The organism is Scytonema hofmannii PCC 7110, from assembly GCF_000346485.2.
In the GTDB taxonomy this organism is placed as follows: Bacteria; Cyanobacteriota; Cyanobacteriia; order Cyanobacteriales; family Nostocaceae; genus Scytonema; species Scytonema hofmannii.
Genome location: NZ_KQ976354.1, coordinates 2,764,425 through 2,790,172, shown reverse-complemented (window position 1 = coordinate 2,790,172; position 25,748 = coordinate 2,764,425). Strand labels below are relative to the sequence as shown.

Here is a 25,748-nt window from a genome sequence, read left to right as displayed (position 1 = left end):
TATCCTAGTCTAAGTTGGGTGAGGGCTTCAATCTCAGTATGACAACAAAGCTGCTGAACAATCGGTATCAAGTTATCCAGGTGCTGGGATCTGGCGGATTTGGTGACACCTTTTTGGCGGAGGATGTCCATATGCCTTCTCGCCGACGCTGCGTAATCAAGCAACTCAAACCGGTGACAAAGGACCCGAAAACTTACCAAATGATTCAACAGCGGTTTGAGCGAGAAGCCGCCACCTTGGAATTTTTGGGTGAAGGAAGCGAACAAATTCCCAAGCTTTATGCCTACTTTTCGGAACAAGGACAGTTTTACTTGGTTCAAGAGTGGATTCAAGGTGAAACTTTGACAGATGTTATCAACGCTAAGGGGGCGTTGAGCGAAATAGAAGTCAGAGCAATTTTGTTGAGTCTCCTGTCTGTGTTAGATTATGTCCACAGTAAAGGTATTATCCACCGAGATATCAAACCTGAGAATATTATTCTTCGCTCTTTGAACAATAAACCAGTTCTCATCGATTTTGGTGCTGTCAAAGAAACAATACGTTCAGTCGCGACGACTTCTGGAAACCTGACGCAATCGATTATCATTGGCACGCCAGGGTATATGTCTAGCGAGCAAGCTATTGGACGCCCGGTTTATGCAACTGACATATACAGTTTGGGCGTTACGGCGATCTATTTACTGACTGGTAAACGTCCTTACGAATTAGAAACTCATCCTCAAACAGGTGAAATTATTTGGCGTCAACATGCCTCTGGGGTGTCCTCAACTTTGGCAGAAGTTATTGATCGCGCTATTAAGCAGAATGCAGGCGATCGCTACACAACTGCTAGTAAAATGTTACATGCTTTACAATCTGCAACTGCTCCGCCAACCATTATCCCACAATCAGCTACGGGACAAGTCACAATACCCCTGTCTGCTGGTGCTACGGCTTCTTCCCAAAATACCCAACTCCATCCGAACAGTACTAAAAATCCAGTAATTTCTTCTAATTGGCAAAAACCAGCCTGGATTGCAGGGAGTTTGGTTGTTGGGAGCTTAATTGGAGCCGTTGCGTTCGCTAGCATGAACCGTCAACCAGAACCCGAAGTTTCTGTTGCGAAATCACCTGTCACAGAACAAGCCCCAGAAGCAAATATTACAACTCCAACTCCTTCACCAACATCTGTTGTGCCAACTGAGTCTAATAGAAATATGCCTAGAGTTGTTGTCCCACCTCCAGCACCAGTTGCACCCGATCCAGTCGTTAACAACCCACCACCACAGCCAGTAGAAACTTCCACACCGTCTCAATCCACAGAAAATTCTGCACCTCAAGAACAAGAAGAAGCATCCACATCTCAACCAGCCTCAGAACAACCTCCACAAGCAGAAGATTCTCAATCCCCTGTTGCATCCGCACCACAACCAGAAGAGCGATCGGAAACGCCAGTAACTGAGCCAACCTCCGAGGCTGACCCACCAAAAGAGGAAAAAGAAGAACAAGCGGAAAAAGAGGAAAAGCAAAAAGTTGCCACAGCCAATACAAAAGGTAGCAATGTCCCTGCATTCCCCGTTGGTACGCCTGAAGATTCAGTTCGAGCGGCGTTAGGAAAACCAGGAAAGCGTTCTCGGGGTTTGTGGAATACTCGTGCTTATCTTTACAATTTAGAGCCAAATCGGGTTGACCTTGGTTATTTATTTGACCGTAGAACGGGCGTTTTGCGCCAAACAGAGGTGGCTTTTGCTCAATCTGTTGAACCAGATGTAATGCAAAATACATTACAAGGAATGCTGGGAGGTAGTGCTTCTGGTGAAATTAAGCAAGGGTTACAAAAAGTTTATGAGCGTCAAAATAATAGATATTCTTTTAATCTTGGTGGGTTAAAAGGAGTGATAGAACGCAACAATGAAGACCAAATTTACATTGCTGTTTGGGATGCAGACTTACATCAGTGAGCAGTGAGCAGTGGCTCTATGTAGGGGGGTTTGGCGTTGCTGAATAACAGTATGAATTGCCCTCATCCCCAACCCTTCTCCCAAAGGGAGAAGGGAGCTAGAATTCTTGTCCCCTCTCCCTTTGGGAGAGGGTTAGGGTGAGGGTAAATCTTGCGGGTTTAACTAGGGTTCATACATTGATTCAGCAACGCCGAGGGTTTTATGGTATTTCCGTAAAAAACTCAGTAAATTTCTGCATAAGTCAAGCTTTGTTTCTCCTAATATGAAGTAAGTATCGTAACCTGTACGCAACAGGAGTCAATAAACTAACAGTGCATCAGTACTAGCACTTAATCCTCGGTTCCCAGCATGAGAGATAACCCGCGTGTCAAAACTATATTGATTCTGGCTGCAAACCCGACAAATACCTCTCGATTGCGATTGGACAAAGAGGTACAGGAGATTGATGAAGGGTTGCGACGAGCGAACAAACGCGAGCAATTTCAATTAGAGCAAAAATGGGCAGTCAGATCCCGCGACTTTTACCGATCAATTCTTGACACTCAACCCCAGATCGTTCACTTTTGCGGGCATGGTGCAGGGGAGGATGGTATTGTGTTGGAAGATGAGGCAGGGGAAGCAGCACTGGTACAGGCAAATGAATTGGCGCGTATGTTTAAGCTGTTTGCTTCAGAGAGTATTGAGTGTGTGGTACTCAATGCCTGCTATTCTGAAGTACAAGCACAAGCGATCGCACAACACGTCAGTTATGTGATAGGAACAAATCAGACAATTGGGGATAATGCAGCTATTGCTTTTTCTATGGCATTTTACGATGCCCTAGCAGCTGGGAGAACTATTGAGTTTGCTTTTGAATTGGGGAGTTCTCGTTTGGTTGGGCTACCAGAATACCAGACTCCTGTACTCAAGAAGAAGTCACAAGATGGATTGTCTTCTTCTGTAGGAAAAGGAATTGAGAAATTACCAGACGCTAAACCAACAGACCGCAAGCACATTTTTATCAGTTACAAGCGCAATGCTGACCCTGATGAAGCACTGGCTTTACAACTATATCATTCGCTGTCGCAACACCATGAGGTCTTTATCGACCAAAGAATGGTGGTGGGGACTCGTTGGGCTGAGTGTATAGAAAAGCAACTCTGTAAATCAGATTTTCTGATTGTTTTTCTTTCCTCTCGTTCAGTCCACAGCGAGATGCTGGGATTGGAAATTCAGAGGGCGCACGAGCTGGCACAATTACACGGAGGACGCCCTGCGATTCTTCCCGTGCGTTTGGCATATCGAGAACAGTTTCAGTATCCGTTAAGTGCTTACTTAGACTCCATCAATTGGGCGTTTTGGCAAGATGATAGCGATACACCACGCCTAATAGCAGAGTTAACTCAAGCGATCGCAGGCGGTGAATTGAGTATCGGTGAAGCACAAAAGCCCAGTTTACTGAGAGCCAGTGAGGCATTATCCTTTCCCCGTCCCTTCCCGAACGCACAATTGGAAATGCCAGAAGGGACAATGGACAGTGAATCTCAATTTTATGTCGAACGTCCGTGCGATGCGATCGCATTACGAACTATCGAGCAAAAAGGAGTCACTATCGCAATCAAAGGATCGAGACAAGTTGGAAAAAGTTCGCTGTTGATTCGCATCAAAGAAACAGCCGAGAAAGCAGGTAAGCGAGTGGCGTATTTAGATTTCCAACTGTTTGATAAAGCAGCCCTGCAAGATAGCGAACTTTTCTTCCGCCAGTTTTGCTCCTGGGTGAGTGATGAACTCGATATGGAAGATCGTGTTGATGAATGTTGGCGTGCTCCGTTGGGAAATACTCAACGCTGTACCCGTTATATCAGCCGCCATATATTAAAAGGATTGGGCAAACAACCATTGGTTTTAGCCATGGATGAAGTCGATAAAGTTTTTGACGCTGAGTTTCGCAACGATTTCTTTGGAATGTTGCGGAGTTGGCACAACTGTCGCGCTACAACGCCCATTTGGAAAAACTTCGATCTCACCCTAGTTACCTCCACAGAACCCTATCAACTGATAGACGACTTGAACCAATCCCCCTTTAACGTTGGACAGGTGATAGAAATGGGAGATTTCGGCCCCGAACAGGTAGCAGATCTCAACCAGCGTCACGGTTTACCATTCAACCCCAGTGAAGAAAGACGATTGATTGGGCTACTCGGAGGGCATCCTTATTTAATCAGGCGATCGCTATACTTAATAGCCAGTCAGCAAATTTCCCCAAATGATTTATTTGCCAATGCCATCAATGATAGCGGGCCTTTTGGGGATCACCTACGCCATCACCTTTCACTGCTACATAATAAAACAGAATTAATCCAAGGTTTATTAGAAATTATTCGTCAAAACAACTGTGCTGATAAACGTATCTTTTGGCGATTGCGGGGTGCAGGCTTGGTAAGAGAAGAAGGAAAAGCGATCGTTCCGCGCTGTCAGCTTTATGCCGAGTATTTCCGGGAGAACCTACGTGAGTAAAGCAAATATTTACACAGTTGGCGGAACCGTACAGGTTAATCAAAACGGTGTTTACATTGCTCGTCAAGCCGATGAGGAACTGATTGGACTGTGTCGAGAAAGTAAATTTTCTTACATTCTCACGTCACGGCAAATGGGTAAATCCAGTTTGATGGTGCGGACTGTGGAACGACTCGCTGAAGAAGATATTCAGTCCGTTGTCATTGATTTGACACAGGTGGGGACACAGGTAACAGCCGAACAGTGGTATTTAGGATTACTTACCATCGTCGAAGGAACTCTGTTGTTAGAGACAGATGTAGTGCAGTGGTGGCAAGAACGTTCCCATTTAGGCTTTACCCAAAGGTTAACTCTGTTTTTTCGAGAGGTGCTTTTACCAGAAGTAGCGACACCTATAGTGATTTTTGTCGATGAAATTGATACAACATTAAGACTTGATTTTACGGATGACTTTTTTGCCGCCGTTCGTTCCCTATACGTTGCCCGTGCTTCAGAACCAGAATTTCACCGTCTTTCCTTTGTGTTGATTGGTGTCGCAACTCCCGGCGATTTGATCCGCGATCCCAAACGAACACCCTTTAATATCGGTCAGCTTGTTGACCTGACAGATTTTACTTTTGAAGAAGCAAAACCTCTGGCTGAGGGATTGGATTTATCAAAAGATGAAGCACGACAAGTTTTGAAGTGGGTGCTGAAATGGACGGGAGGACATCCCTATTTAACGCAACGGCTTTGTAGCATAATTAGACAAAAAGAGCAGAAAAGTTGGTCGCAAGCAGATGTTGATGGTGTAGTCAGCAGTAACTTTTTTGGGAAAATGAGCGAGCAAGATAATAACTTGCAGTTCGTGCGGGATATGTTAACCAAACGCGCACCGGACGAAAAAGGCGTGCTGACAACTTATCGTAGTATTCGTTGGGGTAGGCTCCCTGTTTTAGATGAAGAAAGGTCACTTGTAAAATCGCATCTCAAGCTTTCAGGTGTAGTCAAGCGAGAGAATGCGGTGTTGAAGGTGCGGAATCAAATTTATCACAGGGTATTTGATTTAAAGTGGGTTAATCAACATTTACCGTTAAAGTTGCGAGATTTGTGGGAACGCCTCAAGCCATCACTACCTATACTTATGACAGCAGCAGTATTTTCTGTTGTGGTAGTGGCAATAGCGTTGCATGCGGAAAAGCAACGTCGAGAAGCACTAACACAAAAACAAGAAGCTATAAAAAATGAAAAGTTGGCAAAACAAAACGCGCAACAAGCAGAAAAAGCTCAAAGACGTGCTGAAGCATCACAACGAGAAGAACAAAAGCAACGCCAAATAGCAGAACAACGTGGAACACAGTTAGCTGATTCTCTGCAAAAAACCAAACTGGCTCAACAAGCAGAAGTAAAACAACGCCAAATAGCAGAACAACGGAGAAAACAAATAGCAGATTCTCTGCAAAAAACCAAACTGGCTCAACAAGCAGAAGCAAGGCAACGCCAAATAGCAGAACAACGTGGAAAACAGTTAGCTAATTCTCTTCAAAAAACCCAAGCTGCTGAAAAATTAGCTGTACAACGCCAACGCGAAGCGCAAAAGCAACGAGATATTGCCAAGCAAAAAGAAACAGACGCAAACAATGCTAAAACACAAGCCGAAAAACTACAAGCCAATGCGGAAATTCTGGCACAAAGTTTGACTACAGAAAACTTGCTAGCTTCCTACCCTGAACTTGATACATTAGCCGCAGGGGTGAAATTGGGAAAAAAGGTGAAAAGCAAGACATTAGAAGGTGATACTCGATCCAAGGCAATCTCTGTTTTACATAGAATCGTTTACGAGATCAAAGAACGAAATCGCCTCACCGGGCATAGCGATTTTGTCAGAAGTGTAGCCTTCAGCCCAGATGGCAAGACCATTGCCACAGCAAGTGATGACAGTACGGTACGCTTGTGGAATCTCAAAGGTGAATCCCTGCAAACCCTCAAAGGGCATAGCGGTACTGTCAGAAGTGTAGCCTTCAACTCAGATGGCAAGACCATTGCCACAGCAAGTGATGATAGTACGGTACGCTTGTGGAATCTCAAAGGTGAATCCCTGCAAACCCTCAAAGGGCATAGCGGTACTGTCAATAGTGTAGCCTTCAGCCCAGATGGCAAGACCATTGCCACAGCAAGTTCTGACAGAACGGCACGCTTGTGGAATCTTAAAGGTGAATCCCTGCAAACCCTCAAAGGGCATAACTATTTTGTCAATAGTGTAGCCTTCAGCCCAGATGGCAAGACCATTGCCACAGCAAGTTCTGACAGAACAGTACGCTTGTGGAATCTCAAAGGCGAATCCCTGCAAACCCTCAAAGGACATAGCGATTTTGTCAGAAGTGTAGCCTTCAGCCCAGATGGCAAGACCATTGCTACAGTAAGTGATGACAGAACGGTACGCTTGTGGAATTTCAAAGGTGAATCCCTTCAAACCCTCACCGGGTATAGCGGATATATCTCTAGTGTAGCCTTCAGCCCAGATGGCAAAACCATTGCCACAGCAAGTGATGACAGAACAGTACGCTTGTGGAATCTCAAAGGCGAATCCCTGCAAACCCTCAAAGGACATAGCGATTTTGTCAGAAGTGTAGCCTTCAGCCCAGATGGCAAGACCATTGCTACAGCAAGTGATGACAGTACGGTACGCTTGTGGAATCTCAAAGGTGAATCCCTTCAAACCCTCACTGGGCAGAGCAAGTTTGTCAATAGTGTAGCCTTCAGCCCAGATGGCAAGACCATTGCCACAGTAAGTTCTGACAGTCCGGTAAATGATGACACGGTACGCTTGTGGAATCTCAAAGGTGAATCCCTTCAAACCCTCACTGAGCAGAGCAAGTTTGTCAATAGTATAGCCTTCAGCCCAGATGGCAAGACCATTGCCACAGTAAGTTCTGACATAGTAAGTGATGACAGTACGGTACGCTTGTGGAATCTTAAAGGTGAATCCCTTCAAACCCTCAAAGGGCATAGCGGTACTGTCAATAGTGTAGCCTTCAGCCCAGATGGCAAGACCATTGCCACTGCAAGTTCTGACAGTACGGTACGCTTGTGGAATCTTAAAGGTGAATCCCTTCAAACCCTCAAAGGGCATAGCGGTACTGTCAATAGTGTAGCCTTCAGCCCAGATGGCAAGACCATTGCCACAGCAAGTGATGACAGTACGGTACGCTTGTGGAATCTCAAAGGCGAATCCCTGCAAACCCTCAAAGGGCATAGCGGTACTGTCAATAGTGTAGCCTTCAGCCCAGATGGCAAGACCATTGCCACAGCAAGTTCTGACAGAACGGTACGCTTGTGGAATCTCAAAGGTGAATCCCTTCAAACCCTCAAAGGGCATAGCGGTACTGTCAATAGCGTAGCCTTCAGCCCAGATGGCAAGACCATTGCCACTGCAAGTTCTGACAGTACGGTACGCTTGTGGAATTTTGATTTGGATGATTTACTGGCAAAGGGCTGTGTTTGGATTCATGACTATTGGACGTATAATTATCTTAAAAATAACCCCAATGCTAAGGAAGAAGATCGCAAGTTGTGTGATGGTATTGGCATTAGGAAATAATCGCATCTAACGCTTGCATTTTTTCTTAAAGCCCAGGCGAATTTTGTTTGCTCAATACTGTCTAAACAACAATAATGCAAGATTGTGCGATCGCTTGCGTTAAAATGTAGTACGGAAACATCCCGTTTTGGCAAATATGCCTTCAGAATAGAATTCTGAGGCTACACAAACAAAGTTCACCTGCGTGAACTTAATATTTAAGTCCGCCTACGCGGACTTAGTTTGTATAGCCGCGATTTCAATCGCTTGGGTGTTTGTTCCAAATTGGGATGCTCCCAGTCATAGGGAAAATTTTGCGATCGCTGATTTAGAATTTTAAATTGTTGAGCTTTCCTGATTAGTATCGAGAGATAGATTTTTTACTTGACAGGTAGCAGAGAAAATAGTATGTAACATCTATTGGGTGAGCACCATGGCAAGCAACAAGACAACTAGGCGCAATTTTCTGAAAACTAGCGCGGCTGTTGCTGGTGGAATTGTGGGAACTTCAGCTTGTCAGCAACTCACAAATTCCACGGTTGAACCGGTGGAGAATTCTAGTTCTACAGTAGATCTGAACTCGCAAGATGTATCTACCTTAGTATCTAGTACATCTTTAGAAAAAATGCCGCAAAGAGTTTTGGGTCGCACGGGTGTCACAGTTCCTATCCTTGGTTTGGGAGGATCTGCGTCTCCTCTCTCTCGTCTTCAAGAAGATGAGGAAGCTAACTCCATAGCAATTATTGAACGAGCATATGAATTGGGGATTCGTTACTTTGATACGGCTTCTAATTACGGACCGAGTGAAGAACGTTTGGGTAAAGTCCTACCACCCTATCGCAAGGAAATATTTTTGGCAAGTAAAAGCAATGCTAGGGATCGCGATCGCGCATGGCAAGAATTAGAGCAATCTCTCAAACGTTTAAAAACTGATTATCTTGACTTGTGGCAGTTTCATTCTGTTTCCTTTGACTGGAATTTGGATGCCATTTTCAATTCCAAACATGGTGCAATAAGAGCTGCACGGGAAGCAAAAGAGCAAAAAATAGTGCGCTTTGTTGGTATTACGGGACACAATAACCCGGCAATTATTGCTCAAGCACTTCGCCGCTATCCATTTGACACCGCTCTTATCCCCATCAATGCTGCTGACAAACATACTCCCAGCCCGTTTATTACAGGTGTGCTACCAGTGGCTCAAAAAAACAATACTGGTATCATTGCTATGAAAGTGCCTGCTTACGGTCGTCTGTTTAAACCTGGTATCTTGGATGGAATGCATCAAGCGATGGGATATGCTTTGTCTCAACCGGGCGTTCACTGTTGTATTATTGCCGCAGAAGATGTAAAGTTGCTGGAGCAAAATGTTAAAGTGGCAAGCGCTTTTCAGTCACTTTCAAAGCAGGAATTACAGGCGATCGAACAACGGACTGCTTCTGTTTGGCAAGATAGTAGTTTTTTCCGGGAATGGGCTTAACAATTTTGGATTTTGGATTTTAGATTTTGGATTGGAAGTTTCTGGCATCCGCAGAGGCTCTGAAAGCATAATACAATCTAGAGTTAACATGAAATTAGAACAGATTAGCGCCTCGGATACTTTGTCTCCTGGCTACGTCTGCGTTGTTGAATTTAGCACACCACGTACTCAGATAGTTGAAAAATGCAAGACGTAGAAATTCTTCATCGAGAAGCAATGGAGCTTGTTGACCAAGCATTTCTAGCCCGTCAAAGGGGTGATGCGATCGTTGCTTTAGAATTAACCAAAGCTGCCTTTTCTCAAGAGCGAGCCTCCTTATCTTGTTTAGTATAGTAGTAACAACGTAAAGCGACAACATAAAGTCCATTATGGCTAAACTTTCTTTACAAGATTACGAATACCGTAGAACTGAAGGATCTGTATCTTCCCTAAACTATCAATTTGTATTTGTACCTAAACGGCGAAAAGCTGTGTTGGTTAAAGATATTGCTCAACGATTACAGGCAATCATATTTGAACTAACACAAGAGCATGGATGGAAATTGATAGCACTTGAGATCATGCCAGATCACGTACATTGCTTTCTGAACGCACCCACACAGGAATCACCAGCAGACATAGCGAGATGGATTAAGGGACGAGCCAGTCATCACCTGCGAAAAGAATTTCCCGAACTTTTAAAAATGCCGTCATTGTGGAGTCCCAGTTACTTTGTAGCTTCTACCGGGCAAGTTAGTACTGAGGTTGTGCGAAAATACATTGAGAATCAAAAAAGCAAATAGTATAACGGATACAACAGGTTAAAACCTGTTGAGTCGGATTTCACCATGCAGGCTAAAGCACAGATGTGTCTCTATGACGAAACACATCTTCAAAGGCTCTCATCCTCCCATTAAGTTATTGGTAGTTAGGTGGAAATAAATCGAATTATAATAAATCCTTACAAACAACAAATGATAAATGACAAATGACTAATGACAAATTAAATTGAGTTTTGCTGACTTATTTATCAAAATTGGTTGTTAATAAATAATTCAAATTCTTGTAAAGCTTGACTGGCTCCAACAATTTTGGCACGTTCCATATATCTTGGGATGATTTCTATAAGTGCTATATTAGGAAATATAGGAGATGTTAAGGATTCAAGATACTTACCTTCTTGCAGCACATTGATTGTTAATGTGCCACGAGAGTATATCCATAATTCTGGTACTCCCAATGCTTCATAAGCATCTGTTTCCGTTTCTGATGTCAGATCGGTTTCCAATGCTAAATCGGGTGGCGGATCTTGAGACAAATCTAGTCTTGTTTTGCCTATAACAGCTTTATAGTTTTGAATATAAAAGCAATCATCTGGTTCAATTCCAGCTACCATACTCTCTCGCTTAAAGGTTGTAGAGCCAAGAGGTTCCCACGCTCGTTTTTGCACTTTCAGCAAGATTTTGACCATATCAGCAAGTATAACTTTGGTACGTTCGTGTTCTGGTAAGGGTGACATAATTTGTAAAATTCCTTTAGCATAGGCAATTCTTGAGGAACGCTTGTTGTCTAACTGACCTAAAATTTCTTCAAAACGTTGCCAAGACACGGGTTGCAAAGTTATTTTTTGACCTGGCTCTAAACGAAGAGCGATCGCACTCATTACCATAGATACTGTTTTCCTACACAACTGGTGTGAGTTTTTATCAACTTAAATCGATCTTAAAATAAGATCGCGATCCCGATCGGACTTAAGATAGCATAGACTTGCATGACGAATAACAAAACGAGGAACAACAAATGACGACGCTATTAATTCAAACCCAAAGCGTCCCACTGACAGTCAATCTTCCTTCTATCAAATCGATGACTGTAGAACAGTTCTACGAATTCTGTCAAGCCAATCCCGATTTGAGAATTGAGCGCAATGTCAGTGGAGAAGTCATCGTTATGCCACCAGCCTTTTCAGACACAGGCAACCGCAACTTTAAGATAGCTGTACAGTTGGGGAACTGGGCAGAACAAGATGGAACAGGTGAGCCTTTTGATTCCAGTGCAGGCTTTACCTTACCCAATAGGGCAACTCGTTCCCCTGATGCCTCATGGATTAAACTAGAGCGATGGAATGCCTTAAGTGAGGAACAAAAAGCTTCATTTGCTCCTATTTGTCCGGATTTCGTAATTGAGTTACGTTCACAGAGCGATCGCCTTGATGAATTACAATCCAAAATGCAGGAATATATTGATAATGGTGCATCGTTAGGATGGTTAATCGATCGCAAAAACCGTAAAGTTCATATCTACCGTCCCAATCGAGAACCTGAAATTCTAGATAATCCCGAAATAGTTAGCGGCGAACTGGTGTTACCAGGATTTGTTCTGCGAATGGAGAAAATCTGGTGATAGATGTCACGCTTGTTTGGATAAATTTAAATGAAGAGCGATCGCACTCACGACCATAACCCATTGCTCTACACGCACTATCCGCTATTCTGATTAGCAGACGATAAGCCGGGTACGGCTTGCGCCAAAGGCGATCGCGTTTTCTTAAAAAGACGACAAACAATCTCTCCGGGATCGTTTTTTCCAAAAGGTAAAGCAGTTCCGTCTTTTTGAATTTTCTTGCGATCGCGACAATTATAAACCTCAACAGGTCTTTTCACCCCATCAACATTGAGAACAGCCCTATATTCCCAATAATTTTTGGCACTTCGTTTGATATCAATAATACAAATCTGATGCCCATTGTCATTGCGACAAAAAGATGCATATGCGGGAAGTGCGAAGAAAAAGCATATAGCAATTACTAGTACCAAAGAAAGATGTTTAAGTAGACTCATATTGATATAATCTCAGACTTAATATTTATATTAATCCTAAAAGTGCATAATTATTTCAAATAGACATCTCCAGAAAAAATTTAAGGGCGCAATGCCTTGCGCCCCTACTAAGACTTTCGGGTAATGCATAATTAGTTTCTAGAGATATCTAATAACATTAAGCAATATTTAACAGTCTCTTAACTCTACATTAGACGTTAAATTGTTAATCTTTTGATGCGTATTTATAAAGTCAGAACTCATGAGATCCTCGACTTCTTTGAGAAGTCGGGGATCTAGATAAAGTTATTTCAGTGTTGAGAAAAAAGTCCTGCTAAATACCAAGAGGCGAGATTTGTCATGAAGCACTTGCATATCGAACGATTGCTATCAACTCCGTTGAAGCGTCGTAACCTTTTAATTGGTGGTGGATTCTTAACAGGTTTAGCACTGACAACCCAGTGGACAAACAAAGTCAATGCTCAAGCCAAATTTTCTAACTATCCCTTTAGTCTTGGTGTCGCATCAGGAGAACCCTATCCCAAAAGTGTTGTTATTTGGACGCGGTTGGCTCCAGATCCACTCAACGGAGGCGGAATGCCATCAGAAAATATTCCCGTACAATGGCAAGTTGCTACTGATGAGAAAATGACAAAGGTTGTGCGGAGTGGTACAACTTATGCAATTCCCGAATTAGGACACTCAGTACACGTTGTTGTCGAAGGATTGCAACCTGCTCGATGGTATTGGTATCAGTTTAAAGCAGGGAATGAAATTAGCCCTGTTGGACGTACTCGCACAGCTCCTACTCTTGGGCAAAAAATAGAACGATTCCGCTTTGCATTTGCTTCTTGTCAGAATTGGGAAGATGGTTACTATGCAGCCTATAAGCATATGGCAAAAGAGGAACTCGATCTCGTCGTTCATCTTGGCGATTATATATACGAAGGAGCGGCAAATCCCACTCGTATCAGACAGCATAACGGACCAGAACCCATTACGGTTGAAGAGTATCGCAACCGTCACGCCTTATATAAAACTGACGAAAACTTACAATCCGTTCACGCAGCTTTCCCCTGGGCTGTGACATGGGATGACCATGAAGTCGATAACAATTGGGCAGATGAAATTCCTCAAGACCCACAATTACAGTCAAGAGAACAGTTTCTTGCACGACGTGCTGCTGCTTTCCAAGCTTATTACGAACATATGCCACTACGTCCGTTGTCAAAACCAGAAGGTATCGATCTGCAACTTTATCGGCGTCTCACTTTTGGTGACTTGGTAGAATTTAACGTGCTAGATACTCGCCAGTATCGTACCGATCAGCCTTGTGATGATGGTATTAAACCCCGATGTGAAGGGGCTTTAGACCCATCTGCCACTTTGACTGGTTCCAAACAGGAGAAATGGCTGTTTAATGGTCTCGATCGCTCCAAGGCTCGTTGGAATGTCCTCGCTCAACAGATAGTCTTCACCCAACATGATTGGACTGCAGGGGAAGAGTCAGCGTTTAACATTGATGCTTGGGATGGTTATGTGGCAAACCGTCAACGCATCCTTGATTTCTTCTATCAACGCCGACCCTCCAATCCAGTGGTTATCACTGGTGACACTCACTCAAGTTGGGTTAGCGACCTTTTAGCAGACTTCAACAATCCCCATTCTCAGGTTGTAGGGACTGAGTTTGTAGGCACTTCTATTACTTCTGGTTTTGGCGCAAGCGACAGAATTGAAGCGGCTTTACCTGAAAGCCCATGGGTGAAGTATTTCAATGGACGACAACGCGGTTATGTTCGTTGCGACTTGACTCGCGAACGTTGGAGAAGTGATTATAGATTGTTACCACAGTCTGTACCCAACGAACCAAATGTCCCCGATCCTAATGCACCAATTACTACGACTGTATCTTTTGAGCTTCCAAATCAGGGAACAGTAAGACAAGTGTAGGTGCGTTAGATTTGAGAATTGGGCATAGGGAATTGTTTAAAGTTATTCAATTACCCCTTGTTCAATTTTCAGAATTTGATAAAAACTTTGTATATTTATATAATTTTTTCAAAATATTACGTATAAGTGCAGAGGGAGTTAAGTCAAAACTTTGCTTAAGTGTGCCATGACAGTATCAGCTTTCTAAGTATCATCCTAGGATGTGAAGTCAGTTTGGGTTTCATTTGAGCTTAATTTGAGCTTAATTTTTGTCTAAGTTCCGTTAAAACCGAGTCGGCGTTAATTACTTCCAGTAAAAAAAATTGGTTATAAATTCGGGAATTGAAATTTTCAAGCGTGTATTTACTGAAAGCTTAAAACCAAATCTATAAGTACCTCGGCAAAATTAATTTTACATAAACATCGTTGCTAAATGGGGCTTAAAGATTATTTTGACGTATAAATAAATGTCCACACCTATAGAACTGAGCTTTATGAAATCTCTCAATCCTGAAGTAATTCGCGCTCTCACCCCCATATTTCTGGCAAGTGTTGGAGCTTTTATTGGTATTGTTGCTTTATTCTCACCAGGAACTAGTGAGGCAAAGTGGTCTGCTGGTCTTGGACTAGCTAGTACAGCGATCGCTGGTGCTGCTGGCTTGGCTCAAACCAGCAAACAGGAGACAGACTTTTCAGTTAGACAACAAAAAGACGACTTGCAAATAAAAACCCCATCAGAATAAGTAGGATGACGCATAGTAATTATCTTTTGTAAAGACGACGTGAGATGTCTCGTCTCTACAAAAGATAATCAGACAAAAATTTCGTTAAATTTTCTGAGCGCCCGGTTGTCCACTTGTAACGATAAACGAAGCAATGTTGCGAATAGTAGCAGCATCTCGGTTAGCAGTTGTGGAAACAACTCGATAATCACTCCGCCAAGTATTGCGTGTAATTTGACAGCTGATATAACCGCGAACATCACCGTTAAAAAACTTGACGTGCGGGTTTTCTGACAAGTTTGCTTGGACGTTTGGAGCCCAAGGACAAAGAGAACTAATTGATGTACCAGCAAATTCAGTTGCTAAGGTTTCAGAAATTGGGTCATTAAAATCTTTCTTGATATCTTGAACGCAGAAAGAGTGCCAGTCACCTGTGATAATAACAGGATTGGATGGACGACGGTTTTCTATAAAGTCTAGAATTCTTTGTCTTGCAGCAGGATAACCATCCCATTGATCCATATTAAATGCTTTTTCTGTTCCTGGTTGATAATCAATTTGTCCAAACCAGATTTGTTGAGCTAGAACATTCCAACGAGCGGGCGATCGCGCCAATCCTTTAAACAACCATTCTTCTTGTTCTTTGCCAGTCATTGTCAGAGAAGGATCGAGTCTATCCGGACAATCTGGTGCAGAGGGAAAAGTTTGCAAGCAGACTTGATCTGAACGATATTGGCGAGTATCAAGAACATGGAAATAAGCTAAGTCACCAAATGCAAACCGCCGATAAAGTCTAAGATCGTCACTTGTTGGAAATGATTTCAAGCGCAAGGGCATATGCTCGTAGTATGCCTGGAAAGCCGCTCTACGACGCAGGAGAAACTGTTCTGGAGACTGTCTATCTGGGTCTTCTGGGACAAAACCTGCCCAGTTATTATCTACCTCGTGGTCATCCCACGTTACAATCCAAGGGAACGCTGCATGAGATGCCTGTAAATCAGCATCGCTCTTATACAAGGCATAGCGGTTGCGGTAGTCCTCCAAAGTAATAATTTCTGGACTATTGTGCTCGCGTACCCTTGTAGGGCTGGTGCTAATTCCGCCTTCGTAAAGATAATCGCCCAAATGAACAACAAAGTTTAAATCTTCTTCAGCCATAAATTTATAGGCTGTATAAAAACCACTTTGGTATTCCTGACAAGAAGCAAACGCAAAATTCAATTGGCTAACAGGTGTTCTTAAAGCAGGTGCAGTACGAGTGCGTCCGATAGGGCTAAGTTCATTTCCGACCTTAAATTGATACCAATATACCCTATCTGGTTCTAAGCCTTGAACATCAACGTGTACGGAGTGAGCTAGTTCTGGACTTGCTACAGCAAATCCCTTCTGCACCACTTTTTTCATATTCTCATCAGCTGCCAATTGCCACCGTACAAGAATATTTTCCTGTGGCATACCACCGCCGTTAATCGGGTCAGGTGCTAAACGCGTCCACAAAACAACTCCATCTGGTAATGGATCTCCAGAGGCAACACCAAGAGTGAAAGGATAAGCAGAAAATTTTGGTTGAGCTAGGACTTTGTGTGACCATTGGCTAGCTATTGTAAAACCTAAGAAACCACCAGCACCAATCAACAGGTTTCTGCGTTTGATTTTTGCTGACAAATAATGCTCAAAACTTGAACGGCGCACGGATACCTCCTTCAGATTTGGGAGAAAATCGGGGACATTGAGAGGAGTGATTTCGTGGAGTTTCTACAGAATTATTAATCTCACCTAAACCGGAGTTGTCCCGATCAATGTTAAGTAAAGACATTACCAAGTGAACATTAACAATATGTCAAGTAACAGCCAATTTGTGGTTAAAGCTAAGTTAATGAGGGATTGTTAAGAATCCTACAAATGAATAATAAATATTATTCTAAGCAAGTGGAGTGCTCTGGTAAGGAACTTCCAAATAAAAAAATCTCCCAAAATTTCTTGTGGTGCGGGCGTCCCCGCCCGCCACCAGCATAGGACGGGCGAGGACGCCCATCCCACAAGATGGATAATTTATTTCTTGGAAGTCCCTAACAGCAGAGGGAACTTTACAGGGAAAACTGATTCGTGTGGTACGTCCAGCTAGTTAGGTGATTTTGGTGGCTGAATAGGAATATCTTGTATACTGGATTGTCACTATGTATACTAAATTGTTACTAAAATTTGACTTCTCAGAGTAAAAAATTTTGTTTTAAAGTTTAACCTAGATTGAGCATCTCACTCTATAAATCCTGAAAGAATCAACAAAGAATGGCAGACCTGACCCCTAATTCTAGTTTTAGCGTGACAATCCGGGTGGAAATCCCCAACCGCATTGGAATGTTGGCGACTGTAACCAAAGCGATCGCAACCAGTGGCGGTAACTTCGGTCTAATTGACCTCATAGAACAGACAAGAGCTATTTCGATTCGCGATATCACCGTCGATGCAGCGAGCACTGAGCATGCAGAGACAATTGTGCAAGCGATTAAATCTCTACCAGATATAAAGGTGTTGAATGTCTATGACCGCACTTTTAATTTGCATCGTGGTGGAAAAATTAGCATTGCCAGTAGAATTCCTCTCAAGAGCGTATCCGATTTAGCAATGGCTTACACGCCAGGAGTCGGGCGTATATGCAATGCTATTGCCCAAAATCCTGAAGAAGTTTACAATTTAACCATTAAACAAAATACTGTAGCTATTGTTACCGATGGGAGTGCCGTCTTGGGGTTGGGAAATCTCGGTCCGGCGGCGGCTTTGCCAGTTATGGAGGGCAAAGCTATGCTATTTAAGGAATTTGCAGGGATTGATGCTTTTCCCATTTGCTTGGCGACTCAAGATACTGACAAAATTATTGAGGCTGTCAAAAATATTGCTCCAGTATTTGGGGGAGTAAATTTAGAGGATATCGCCGCTCCTCGTTGTTTTGAAATTGAAGCCAAACTAAGACAGGAACTCGATATCCCTGTTTTTCACGATGACCAACACGGTACGGCGATCGTCACTTTAGCTGCGTTGTTGAACGCTTTAAAGCTAGTTCATAAATCCATCGCAGAGGTTCGCATCGTTGTCAACGGTGCAGGCGCAGCTGGCGTCGCTTGTGCTCGATTGCTCCGCAAAGCAGGAGCAGAAAAAATTTGGATGTGCGATTCCAAAGGTATTCTTTCTGACAATCGTACAGACCTCACAGAAGAAAAGCGCGAATTTGCCGTCAAAGCCCAAGGAACTTTGGCTGGTGCATTACAAGGTGCAGATGTCTTTATCGGCGTTAGCGTACCGGGAGTCTTAACACCAGAAATGGTGCGTTCTATGGCAAAAGATCCGATAGTGTTTGCAATGGCAAATCCAATTCCTGAAATTCAACCAGAATTAGTCAAAGATGATGTTGCTGTTATAGCAACAGGTCGCAGTGACTACCCAAATCAAATCAATAATGTTTTGGCTTTTCCTGGTGTTTTCCGAGGTGCTTTGGATTGCAGGGCAGCAACAATTACGACTAGTATGTACTTGGAAGCTGCAACTGCGATCGCATCTTTAGTTAAGCCTTCAGATCTTGACAAAGAACACATCATTCCTTCCGTGTTTGATGAACGTGTCGTGACAGCTGTTGCAGGTGCCGTGCAACGTGCTGCACGTCAAGAAGGTATTGCCAGAAGTTAATTATTCAAAAACTCCAGATACTCCTGACTCAGTTCCTTGACAGCTAATTCATAGAACTGCTGACCGTGTTCTGGCGTTGCCAAGGCAGGATTTGAACCCATCCTGCCATCTGGATACTTTTGACGAAAGTCAGTTGCACCATAAATTTTATGTCCCCTACCAACTTCTGAAGAAAGAGGTGCTTGTTTGATTGCTTCGGGATAAACATACTGAGTTACAGCCACTTCACTCGGTGTTGCATGAGAACCTTCTTGGTCTCCGTATAATTCCTTTGCCAGCTTGTAAACAGAACTACACATAAACCAGTTAGCAATTTGACATTGCACTTTATGGGCATTGAGAATCTGTAAATCTTCCAAGTGAGCGTAGGTTTCAGAAAAAGCTGCCTTGAGGGTAGCAATGTTACCCCCATGCCCGTTGATAAAATAAAACTTGGTAAAACCAGCTTTCGCTAAAGAGGTGGTGTAGTCCCGCACTAATTGAATCATCGTACTGGGACGCAAACTGATTGTGCCGGGAAATCCTGTATGATGTAATGCCATGCCAACGTTTATCGTTGGACCCACTATTGCGTGAGTTGACTCTCCCACACCACGTGCGATCGCTTCTGCACAAATTGCATCTGTACCAATCAGTCCCGTCGGTCCGTGTTGTTCCGTAGATCCAATGGGTAAAATAATACCTTGAGACTGCTGTAGATATGCTTCTACTTCTTGCCAAGTACTTAAATGTAACAGCATTTTTTCTAATCAAAACAATAATGTTTTTTCACATCGCTTCTAATGTCCCACCTGCAGGACATTCCAGCCGGAAAAGTGACTAAATCTCCTTTGCCCATTTGCACTGGCTGACCGCCATCAGGAGTCACAACGACATCCCCTTCTAAAAAATAACAAGTTTCTTGGTCGTCGTAAGTCCAAGGAAATGTCGAGACTTCCTTAGTCCAAATTGACCATTGGAAGACATCTAACTCCTGGAGGCGTTCTTGGCTGGGCTGGTGCTCTATCTTGATTTCCATTTTGCTTTCCTCCATACGGATACCATTTAACCCGGTAAAATCTAGTAACTAGTACCAAATTCTACCGTGTATTGGGGTGTATCCTCCCCAGCCTCAACCGTAGTCAAGGCATTTACCAAATCATTAATTGATTTGATGAAAATATTAATGGCACCATTCCAATCTCTTGGTATTTCATGATTACAATTAGGACAAACAAATTTTTTGTTTCCTCCTAACTTTTCATGAATATGTCCGCACTTTGAGCAGGTTTTGCTTGTGTATTCTTCTGTTACATCATGCACAACGCAATTCCGTTTTAAGGCGTGAAACTTGAGAGTTTGTTTAAACCTATAGTGCGACCATGTAAGCATATTTCTAGCTGTTTTAGAGGTTAGCTTACGTTTCTTCTTAACAACCATTTGAGAGGTTTCAAAGGTTGGCAAGAAAATGTGTTTGTAATTTTTGGTTAAGAAGACTGAAGCTTTGTTATGAATCTCGTTAGTAAGGTTTCTGATCCTAGTTCTTAACACCTCTGACTGTCTTCTTAGTTTCCACCTCAATCTTTTGTTAATACTACCTTTAGCTTTGGCAATTTGAGATTGCAGCTTGTCCAATCTTTGACACAAAACAGCTATTTTAGAAATAGAACCGTTGCCTATTTCTAGTAATTGTCCACCGTCAAACCCCGTTAAAAAAGTTCTAACACCAGGATCTAAACCAATGCAGTTAGTTAAGCTGTTGTCTTTAATTAAGAGCGGAATTGCAAAACAGATAAACCACTTACCTTTATCAAGCAAGATAGTAAATTCTGATGGCATTTCCTCACACAAAGGCTCTGAGGGATTTATCTGCAAGCTTTTTATAGCAATGCTTTCACCGTTTATAAACGCCTTGCTGCTTGCGTAATGAGTAAAACCCGCAATTTGCTTATCTTTACCTTTACCAAAATAAAAAGCGCCCCAATATTTAGCACAAATTCGGAAACTTTTTACAGGGTCTCTACACGATCTAAATCTAGGATTTGCCTTGTCTTTAGTTTTTGAGAAAGCTACTTTAGCATCAAAAATCGATTCTTCTCTTGGTGAATATGGGCTTTCTGATATCCAATCAGGACAAGATTTTAAAAGAGTTTCTCGTAACTGAAATTTAGTCGGTTGTTTTTCTCCATTTACAAAACAATCTCTTTGGTAAGCAATAGCTTGGTTATAGCACCAGCAACAAGCAGCCAACCATTTTCTATAAACTATTTTGAGATTGGTTTCCGGGTAAATCTGGATCTTCTTTGATTTTCTGTTTGTATTTCCTGAGTCCATAGAGTTTGGAACTGAAGACATGAATAATTGCCAAGATGTCTTCGACAAATTCTCTTTCACCAGACAAATCAATGCGGTTGAGAACCACGAGTTTTGTATTGTTTTGCTTACAGATATAGTCAATGATTTCGATTCCAAATCTTGCCAATCTATCGAAATCGCTGCATACAACCTGTTCGACATCTCCAGACAGAATTTGCCCCAAAAGGGTTTGTAGACCTTTCCGCTTGTAGTTGAGTCCCGAACCAATTTCTTTGATGACAACCCCACTTGGGAAGAGAGATTGTAGGTAGTCTGCTTGTCTGTTGAGGTCGTCTCTTTGTTTGTGGGAGCTAACTCTACAATAGAGAACGGTTTTTCGTTGCTTTGTATTTTTTGGGTCAAGAACGCTGTCGATGTCGTATCTTCTATGCCCAGCAGGAGTTCTAATTGTACTGATTCTTCCGGCTTTGTCCCAGTCTCTAAGGGTTTTTTCTGAGACTTGGAGGATTTGCATCGCTTCTCGCGGTGTAACATATCTTGTCATATTTGCTGTGGTATTACTTATTTAATCATACCACATTCTTAAGATAATTCCGGAAAATTCTATAAATTAGTATGTATTTTGGCTTCTAGTCATTACGGTTGCTATTAAAAAGCACTAGAGATATTATCCTTACTCTCAGGATACATAGGCATAGGGAATGGGACATAGTAAAAAATCATTGCCCAATGCCCAATGCCTCTTAAAATTCTGTTATTTTGATGACAAAGTCAACAAACATCCAACTAATGTAAACTGACTCGATATGCGGATTTTGCTAGTTGAAGATGAACCAGGGATCGCTCAATTTATCAGTCAAGGTCTAAGAGAAACAGGTTACGCTGTGGATATTGCTTGCGATGGTAAACAGGGTAGGGAATATGCCTCCTCTGCTGAGTACGATATTATCATCTTAGACATCATGCTACCCAAGATTGATGGGTTAAAGCTACTTGGAGAAATCCGGAGTCAAAAAATTCAAACTCCAGTTTTACTGCTGACAGCAAGGGATACTGTAGAAGATCGAGTGGCGGGATTAGATCGGGGCGCAGATGACTACTTAGTCAAACCTTTTGCGTTTTCAGAACTTCTTGCACGTTTGCGGGCTTTACAACGTCGCCCTCCACTACAATTTAATACTATTTTGCAAGTTGGCGATTTAACTATGGATGTCGTTAAAAGAGAAGTTCATCGTGCAGGGCGTTTGATTGAACTCAGCCCCTTAGAATTTAAACTTTTAGAATATTTGTTGCGGAACTCCAATTCAGTAGTCACCCGAACCCAGATAGGAGAACATGTTTGGGACTTTGATTTCTACAGCGATTCCAATATTGTTGATGTATACGTCGGTTATCTTAGACGGAAAATAAACCGAGGTTTTGACCAGCCACTACTCCATACAGTCAGAGGGGTAGGATATTGTCTGAAGTCTTATTCCATGAGTTAATTTTTATGTTTTTTTTGCAATTTAATAAAAGTACTATCAAGACGCGTTTAACAGCATGGTACATACTACTTTTGGGGTGTACTCTAATACTTTTTGGTACCTGCTTACATATTCAATTAGAAAATAGCCTACTAGATCAATTAGATACAGCTTTGCAAGTCACTGCAACTGAAACCTTCGCCGAGTTGGTTGAGCAGGATGGTCATCCTGCTTTTAAGATCACAAACCAGTCAGAAACGATCACCCGTCAACTAGCTAATGCTGGCTTTGCTGTATGGTTAGTGTCTCCCAAAGGTGAAATATGGGATGGTATTGGTAGTTATCAACTTGTACCACCGCTTGTGGAAATAAAAACGGGTTACACTAACGTCACCACACACAATACAATTTGGCGAGTTTACACTCAACCATTACCTTTATCTCCAACCATCGGTTGGTTGCAAGTTGCTCAATCCCTTGAACCAATTTCTGAAGCAACAGAACATCTGCTGATTTTGATGCTTTTTAGTTGTCCTCTGATTCTTTTAGTTGCAGGATTTGGGGGATTATTTTTGGCTGAACGGGCGTTACGTCCCATCGATCGCATTATCCACACCGCACAAGCTATTGGTCCCAATGATTTTACCCAACGCATTGGCGATCGAGGTTCAACAGATGAAGTAGGACGATTAGCTATCACTATAGATAAGATGTTAGATCGCCTGCAAGCAGCATTTGAGCATGAACGAAGATTTACGGCGGATGTATCTCACGAGTTACGCACACCGCTGACAGTGATTAAAGGACGACTTGGTGTCACTTTAAGTCGATCTCGCAGTGTAGAAGAATACGAGAGTACGCTACAAGAATTGCAACAGGAAGTGAATCGCTTGATTCGCCTGACTAATAGGTTGCTTTTCCTAACTCGTTTGGAGCAAAGCGAATCCGACTACCAATTTAGCTTGAGTAATGTTGACTTGAGTGATTTATTAGAAATCCTTATAGAGCAAATTCAGCCTATGGCAGAAATTAAGAATATTACGATAAGCATGAGTATAGAGCCTTCACTTCACGTTGTTGGCAACGCCGACCACTTAACCCGCCTATTTTTAAATTTACTGGATAATGCCATCAAGTATACGGACAGTGAAGGTCAAGTTACGGTAAAAGCACAGGGGGAAAAAGGACATGTTAAAGTGATTTTCACTAATACGGGTAAAGGAATTAAAGCCGAACATTTACCCCATCTCTTTGAGCGTTTCTACCGCGCAGAGAGCGATCGTTCCCGCGATACAGGAGGATCGGGATTGGGACTGGCGATCTCCCATGAAATTGTTCGCTTGCATCGGGGTACCATCCACGTCACGAGTCAGCCCGATCAACTCACAAATTTTACAGTAAAATTGCCCTTTTAAAAATCCGGACAACCTAAGAATATTCTTAATTTGTTCTCACGATTTTCTTAAGAGATCTGAATTAACCTATACACCAGATCATCAAGTTGTGTAACTCTTAGAGCAGAAAAAGCAATGGATGGCAGTTTAGTCCTATCTAACATTCTTAATCCACCAGTTTTATTCTTTTTCATGGGAATGCTGGCGGTTTTTTTGAAATCTGACTTAGAAATTCCTCAACCTTTGCCCAAATTATTTTCTCTTTACTTACTTTTGGCAATTGGATTTAAGGGAGGACATGAACTAGCAGAAAGTGGGATGAACCCAGAAATAGCAATTACTATCATAGCTGCTATAATCATGGCTTCAATCGTCCCAGTATATACCTTCTTTATCCTGAAACTCAAGCTTGACAATTATAATGCAGCTGCGATCGCAGCCACCTATGGTTCCATTAGTGCAGTCACTTTTATTACAGCTAGCTCTTTCCTGGAAAAATTGCACATTGCCTACGGCGGGCATATGGTTGCAGCGTTAGCCATAATGGAATCTCCGGCTATTATTGTTGGCTTAATTCTCGTGAGAGTCTTCGGCAGCAAGGCACAAGACGGAGAAAAGTTTTCTTGGGGAAAAGTTCTACAAGAGGCTTTTTTAAATGGATCTGTTTTTCTACTAGTTGGCAGTCTGCTAGTTGGATTACTTACGGGAAAACAGGGTATGGAGAAGTTACACCCGTTTACTCATGAAATTTTTTACGGCGCACTGACTTTCTTTTTACTCGACATGGGATTAGTCGCAGCTAGAAGAATTAAAGACTTGGGTAAAACGGGTTCTTTCTTGATAGCATTTTCCGTTTTCATTCCAGTTGCGAATGCAATCTTGGGAGTTTTAGTATCAAAACTTCTCGGGTTGGGAGCAGGGGATGGTCTATTGTTTGCAGTTTTATGTGCAAGTGCTTCTTATATTGCTGTTCCTGCAGCTATGAGATTAACAGTTCCCGAAGCTAATCCCAGTCTCTATGTTTCTATGGCTCTCGCTTTAACATTTCCCTTCAATATTGTTGTCGGAATTCCTCTCTACTTACAACTTCTGCATCTGGTTGGGGTGTAAAATATACAACTCGTTAATCGAGTGGAAATTATTGTGAGCACCCTAGAACTAAGAAAAGTCATAGACGTTTTGGATTCAATCAGAGGTTGTGGATATACATTGATAGAAAATGCTTCAGGGAAAGGTGAACGAGGTGTTTGCTACAATGATTTAGGTCGAGAATTTAGCAATAGTTATATTTCAACTATTTGCACAACCCAGAAACAACTAGATTATCTAATAGGTGACATTTTACCTATAATCAAAAGAGTTGGTGGTATCTGTTTAGTAACTGAGACTAATTCAGCTATATCAGACCAATTTTCCCCAAAGATGGATTTAGAAATTGCTGTTATGCAAGAGGTCAAGAAGGTAGAAATTGTCATAGACAGCTCTTACATTGAAGACACTCTAACAATTTTAGAAAGTGTTTCAGTGTCTGGATACACAATCATTAAAGACACCTCCGGTAAAGATGAGAGAGGTTTATCATGTCCAGACATAGACTGTTTTAGCACGAGTTATGTCATGACAATCTGTACAAATGACAAACAGTTGGACAACTTAGTACAAAAAATAACTCCTGCTTTGAAAAAATTAGGAGGCATGTGTCTGGTTACTGATGCTAAATGGGTCAATCACTAAATTTGAATAAACTCTAAGTAGTCATCATGAATTGTGCATGCCAGAACGTATAAGATGAGCAATGGGTAATGGGTTATGGGCAAGGGGCAAGAAATTACTTCTTAAGTATGCCCGATGTTTAATACTCATTGCCCTATTTTCAAGTTAGCTAATTATGGAAAATCTCTCTTTCCCTACTCCCTACTCACCACTCCCTTTTTCTATTTAGGTAGACAATATAGAGTAAAGTTCAAGACAAACATTTTTCAAAATTTCAC

At 42.3% G+C, this 25,748-nt stretch carries 21 protein-coding genes; 14 read left to right on the top strand and 7 right to left on the bottom strand.

Features of this window, described 5'->3' with window-relative positions:
- Nucleotides 1-38: 38 nt before the first annotated feature.
- The 6 genes from WA1_RS11975 to tnpA all read left to right on the top strand — a co-directional run bounded on the left by WA1_RS11975 (nt 39) and on the right by tnpA (nt 10,254).
- Complete coding sequence (locus tag WA1_RS11975) at nt 39-1,940, top strand: serine/threonine-protein kinase (protein ID WP_017749119.1); 1,902 nt, start codon at nt 39-41, stop codon at nt 1,938-1,940.
- Between the two features lie 348 nt (nt 1,941-2,288).
- The gene (locus tag WA1_RS11970) at nt 2,289-4,436 is read left to right on the top strand and encodes an AAA-like domain-containing protein (RefSeq protein ID WP_017749118.1); all 2,148 of its coding nucleotides are present in this window, start codon (nt 2,289-2,291) and stop codon (nt 4,434-4,436) included.
- Entirely contained in the window at nt 4,429-8,016 is a 3,588-nt protein-coding gene (locus WA1_RS11965; RefSeq protein ID WP_272819122.1) for a WD40 domain-containing protein, read from the top strand. The genes WA1_RS11970 and WA1_RS11965 overlap by 8 nt, the downstream gene beginning before the upstream one ends.
- Before the next feature lie 412 nt (nt 8,017-8,428).
- Entirely contained in the window at nt 8,429-9,472 is a 1,044-nt protein-coding gene (locus WA1_RS11960) for an aldo/keto reductase (RefSeq protein ID WP_017749115.1), read from the top strand.
- A gap of 183 nt (nt 9,473-9,655) precedes the next feature.
- A complete protein-coding gene (locus WA1_RS56885) occupies nt 9,656-9,805 on the top strand; it encodes a hypothetical protein (RefSeq protein WP_017749114.1) in 150 nt (49 codons plus the stop codon).
- A 35-nt stretch (nt 9,806-9,840) separates the two neighbouring features.
- Complete coding sequence (gene tnpA / locus WA1_RS11950) at nt 9,841-10,254, top strand: IS200/IS605 family transposase (RefSeq protein WP_017749113.1); 414 nt, start codon at nt 9,841-9,843, stop codon at nt 10,252-10,254.
- 227 nt (nt 10,255-10,481) lie between these two features.
- Here the strand turns inward: tnpA and WA1_RS11945 are convergent, their stop codons facing one another.
- Nucleotides 10,482-11,120, bottom strand: a complete 639-nt coding sequence (locus WA1_RS11945; RefSeq protein ID WP_017749112.1) for a Uma2 family endonuclease — start codon at nt 11,118-11,120, stop codon at nt 10,482-10,484.
- A 131-nt stretch (nt 11,121-11,251) separates the two neighbouring features.
- Between WA1_RS11945 and WA1_RS11940 the strand changes: the two genes are divergently transcribed.
- A complete protein-coding gene (locus tag WA1_RS11940) occupies nt 11,252-11,854 on the top strand; it encodes a Uma2 family endonuclease (protein ID WP_017749111.1) in 603 nt (200 codons plus the stop codon).
- 77 nt (nt 11,855-11,931) lie between these two features.
- Here WA1_RS11940 and WA1_RS11935 read toward each other — a convergent pair whose 3' ends face one another.
- Nucleotides 11,932-12,291, bottom strand: a complete 360-nt coding sequence (locus tag WA1_RS11935; RefSeq protein ID WP_017749110.1) for a hypothetical protein — start codon at nt 12,289-12,291, stop codon at nt 11,932-11,934.
- A gap of 339 nt (nt 12,292-12,630) precedes the next feature.
- Between WA1_RS11935 and WA1_RS11930 the strand changes: the two genes are divergently transcribed.
- Entirely contained in the window at nt 12,631-14,220 is a 1,590-nt protein-coding gene (locus WA1_RS11930) for an alkaline phosphatase D family protein (RefSeq protein ID WP_017749109.1), read from the top strand.
- A 446-nt stretch (nt 14,221-14,666) separates the two neighbouring features.
- Nucleotides 14,667-14,942 (top strand): hypothetical protein, encoded by a 276-nt coding sequence (locus tag WA1_RS11925; protein WP_272819121.1) that lies wholly within the window; start codon nt 14,667-14,669, stop codon nt 14,940-14,942.
- Nucleotides 14,943-15,026: 84 nt separating this feature from the next.
- Here the strand turns inward: WA1_RS11925 and WA1_RS11920 are convergent, their stop codons facing one another.
- On the bottom strand, nt 15,027-16,613 hold the full coding sequence (locus tag WA1_RS11920; protein WP_017749107.1) for an alkaline phosphatase D family protein: 1,587 nt from the start codon (nt 16,611-16,613) through the stop codon (nt 15,027-15,029).
- Between the two features lie 597 nt (nt 16,614-17,210).
- On the opposite strand from WA1_RS11920, the gene WA1_RS11915 reads away from it, so the two are divergent.
- Entirely contained in the window at nt 17,211-18,602 is a 1,392-nt protein-coding gene (locus WA1_RS11915; protein WP_017749106.1) for a malic enzyme-like NAD(P)-binding protein, read from the top strand.
- Here the strand turns inward: WA1_RS11915 and WA1_RS11910 are convergent.
- From WA1_RS11910 to WA1_RS11895, 4 genes are read right to left on the bottom strand one after another with little or no spacing between them, the layout of a single operon-like run.
- Nucleotides 18,599-19,342 carry a creatininase family protein gene (locus WA1_RS11910; RefSeq protein WP_017749105.1) on the bottom strand — a complete coding sequence of 248 codons (744 nt, stop codon included), beginning with the start codon at nt 19,340-19,342 and terminating at the stop codon, nt 18,599-18,601. The genes WA1_RS11915 and WA1_RS11910 overlap by 4 nt on opposite strands.
- A gap of 5 nt (nt 19,343-19,347) precedes the next feature.
- Entirely contained in the window at nt 19,348-19,620 is a 273-nt protein-coding gene (locus WA1_RS11905; RefSeq protein WP_017749104.1) for a cupin domain-containing protein, read from the bottom strand.
- A gap of 41 nt (nt 19,621-19,661) precedes the next feature.
- Nucleotides 19,662-20,936: an RNA-guided endonuclease InsQ/TnpB family protein gene (locus WA1_RS11900; protein ID WP_272819120.1), complete on the bottom strand. Its 1,275-nt coding sequence runs from the start codon at nt 20,934-20,936 to the stop codon at nt 19,662-19,664.
- A complete protein-coding gene (locus WA1_RS11895; RefSeq protein ID WP_017749102.1) occupies nt 20,839-21,441 on the bottom strand; it encodes an IS607 family transposase in 603 nt (200 codons plus the stop codon). Before WA1_RS11895 ends, WA1_RS11900 begins: the two co-directional genes overlap by 98 nt.
- Before the next feature lie 262 nt (nt 21,442-21,703).
- On the opposite strand from WA1_RS11895, the gene WA1_RS11890 reads away from it, so the two are divergent.
- The 4 genes from WA1_RS11890 (at nt 21,704) to WA1_RS58655 (ending at nt 25,491) form a co-directional block, all read left to right on the top strand.
- Entirely contained in the window at nt 21,704-22,384 is a 681-nt protein-coding gene (locus WA1_RS11890) for a response regulator transcription factor (RefSeq protein WP_017749101.1), read from the top strand.
- 5 nt (nt 22,385-22,389) lie between these two features.
- The gene (locus tag WA1_RS11885) at nt 22,390-23,778 is read left to right on the top strand and encodes a sensor histidine kinase (protein WP_017749100.1); all 1,389 of its coding nucleotides are present in this window, start codon (nt 22,390-22,392) and stop codon (nt 23,776-23,778) included.
- Between the two features lie 114 nt (nt 23,779-23,892).
- Nucleotides 23,893-24,867 (top strand): sodium-dependent bicarbonate transport family permease, encoded by a 975-nt coding sequence (locus WA1_RS11880; protein WP_017749099.1) that lies wholly within the window; start codon nt 23,893-23,895, stop codon nt 24,865-24,867.
- Between the two features lie 21 nt (nt 24,868-24,888).
- Nucleotides 24,889-25,491 (top strand): P-II family nitrogen regulator, encoded by a 603-nt coding sequence (locus WA1_RS58655; protein ID WP_419183589.1) that lies wholly within the window; start codon nt 24,889-24,891, stop codon nt 25,489-25,491.
- The last annotated feature ends 257 nt before the right edge of the window (nt 25,492-25,748 follow it).